The sequence below is a fragment of the Saccharopolyspora oryzae genome (assembly GCF_027853915.1).
GTDB lineage: Bacteria > Actinomycetota > Actinomycetes > Mycobacteriales > Pseudonocardiaceae > Saccharopolyspora > Saccharopolyspora oryzae.
On record NZ_JAQGLA010000179.1, the window covers coordinates 1 to 2,625 of the forward strand.

The window sequence follows — 2,625 nt, forward strand, 5'->3', positions numbered from 1 at the left end:
GAGCGCGCCCCGCTCCACCCTCACCCCCGGAGCCCCTAATGGGTAAAGCTTCGTTTACGCATTGGACCAGCTGGGCTCGACGCCGTCAAGGACTCCACTACCATCTGGAGCCATGAAACCGCGCCTGCCGCTGATCGGTGAGCCGCTGGCCGTCGACCTGGTCAACACCAGGGCGATCACCCCGGACGGCCCGGTCGACTTCATGGGCACGCCTGCGGAGCTGTGGGAGTGGCTGACCCGCCAGGCGGACCGGATGACGACACCCACCCAGTCGGAGCGGACTTCGCTCAGCCGAGCCGACCTGGCCGCCGTGCACGAAGTGCGCGAGCACGCCGCGCGAGCGCTCACCCAGATCCGGCTCGGGAAGCGCCCGCCGGCGGACGCGCTCCGCGGGCTCAACGACGCCCAGCGGGCGGCGCCGGGGATCCGGAAGCTGAGCTGGCGCGGCGGATCGCTGGTCGGCACCGTCGAACGCCCCGGGAGTCTGGGCGCACGGGTCGCCGCCGACCTGGCCGAGGCCGCCGCCGAGCTGCTCACGGACCCGATCATCGAGGCGCTCCGCGAATGCGAGGAGCGGAACTGCGTGATGCTCTTCATCGCCACCAACCCCCGCCGCCGCTGGTGCTCACCCGCGATCTGCGGCAACCGGGTCCGCGTCGCCCGCTACTACCAGCGCCACAAGGCGGACGCCTGATCCACCGGGACGCGGCGGTGCCAGCGGCCCGCATCACGCCGCGAAAGGTCGTCGACCGCCTGTGACTCACCCGATCGGCCGTTAGGCTGCCCCGAGCCGTCACGACCAGGGGGAGCCGATGCACACCAGCGCCACCACCGGCTTCGACGGTGCGGCCACCGTCCGGCTCCCCCGCCCCGCCCCGCCGTTCGCCCGGACTCCCGTCCTGGTGCTCGGCGCTCTCGTCACGGCGCTGCTGGTGGTGCTGGCGCCGCGCTACGACCTCGTCACCGACGAGCTCTACTTCCTCGCCGCCGGGAAGTTCCACCTGGACTGGGGGTACATGGACCAGCAGCCGCTGGTGCCGTTCCTCGCCGCGTTCCTGGACACCGCGTTCCCCGGTTCGCTGCTGGCGTTCCGACTACCCGCGGCGCTGGCGACCGGGCTCGGGGTGGTGGTCGCGGCTCTGGTCGCGCGCGAGTTCGGCGGCAACGGCAAGGCCCAGGTGCTGGCCGCGGCGGCGTACGCGCTCTCGCCGTGGCTGCTGGTCAACGGCCACTGGCTCACCGCATCCACGGTGGAGCCGTTGCAGTGGACGGCGATGATCTGGCTGCTGGTGCGGTGGATCCGGTTGCACGGCCACGGGATCCACCGAGACCGGCTGCTCCTCGGCATCGGACTGATCGCGGCCCTCGCCGTGCAGACCAAGTTCCAGGTGGTGGTCCTGTGCGCTGCGCTGCTGCTGAGCACCGCGATCACCGGCCCGCGGGCGGTGCTGGCTCGTCCGGCGCTGTGGGTTGCCGTGGCGATTCCCGTGGTCACCGCTGTTCCCACGCTGTGGTGGCAGGCCGCCAACGGCTGGCCCGCGCTGGAGATGGGCACCGCGGTCAACGAGGAGAACGACCGGCTCCTGCTCGTCCCGACCGCGCTGTTCTACTCCGGGATCGTGGTCGGCGCGGTGCTGTGCTGCTACGGCCTGGCGGTGCTGCTGCGCTCCCCCGCCTTGCACGCGTACCGGTTCCTGGGCTGGACGACCTTGGTGGTCCTGGTGTTCTTCCTGGTCACCGGCGGTCGGCCGAACTACCTGGCGGGGCTGTTCGGAGTTCTGTTCGCGGCGGCCTCCGTCGGACTGCAGCACCGCAGCGGCAAGCTGCTGTGGCCGGCTTGCGCGATCTCGGCGGTGCTGCCGCTGTCGATGTTGCCGGTCTACCCGCTGGACGTGCTGGCCCGCCACCCCGAGATCCCGAACTACCCGCGGCTCTACGAAACGGGCTGGCCGGAGCTCACCGACGCGGTCACCCGCGCCTACCGGGCGCTACCGCCCGAGCAGCAGCGCCGCGCGGTCGTCGTCGCCGAGACCTACTACCTGGCAGGTGCGCTCGACGTGCGAGGCCGCCCGGCCGGTCTGCCCCGCGTCTACAGCCCGCATCGCGGCTACTGGTTCTTCGGCGCCCCGCCCGCGGACGCCGATGTCGTGCTCTACGTCGGCAAGCGCTCGCTGTCCGACCACTTCGGACGGTCGCAGCGGCTCGGGACGGTCGAGTCGGACCTGGTGAACATGGCTCGCGGCAACGAGATCACGCTCTACCAGGCGCCGGCGCAGCCGTGGCCCGAGCTCTGGCCACAGCTGCGCACCCTCAGATCGATCAGCGCGGCGGCCAGGGACCGCCGGGGCGCTGCCCGTTCGGCCCCGGGGGCTGCTGCGGCGGAGGCGGCATCGGCGGACGCTGCCCGGCCGGTGGCGGAGGCGGTTGCTGACCCATCGGCGGCTGGGGCGGGCGCTGTCCGGCCGGCGGCAGCGGCGGACGTGGCCCGACCGGCTGCTGCGGTCCCGGAGCCTGGGGCGGACGAGGCGGCTGCGGCGGGCGCTGCCCGGCGGGCGGTGTCGGCGGGCGCTGCTGGTAGGTCGGCAACTGCCCCAGCTGCGCCGGCAGCGCGAAGAACCCGGACTG

General features: G+C 72.8%; 2 protein-coding genes. Both read left to right on the forward strand.

The features are described 5' to 3' along the window. The first annotated feature begins 112 nt into the window (after positions 1 to 112). Positions 113 to 694: a CGNR zinc finger domain-containing protein gene (locus tag OU415_RS38070; protein WP_270954663.1), complete on the forward strand. Its 582-nt coding sequence runs from the start codon at positions 113 to 115 to the stop codon at positions 692 to 694. 118 nt (positions 695 to 812) lie between these two features. Next, positions 813 to 2,625: ArnT family glycosyltransferase (locus OU415_RS38075; protein ID WP_270954664.1), on the forward strand; the 1,813-nt coding region annotated here is incomplete at its 3' end.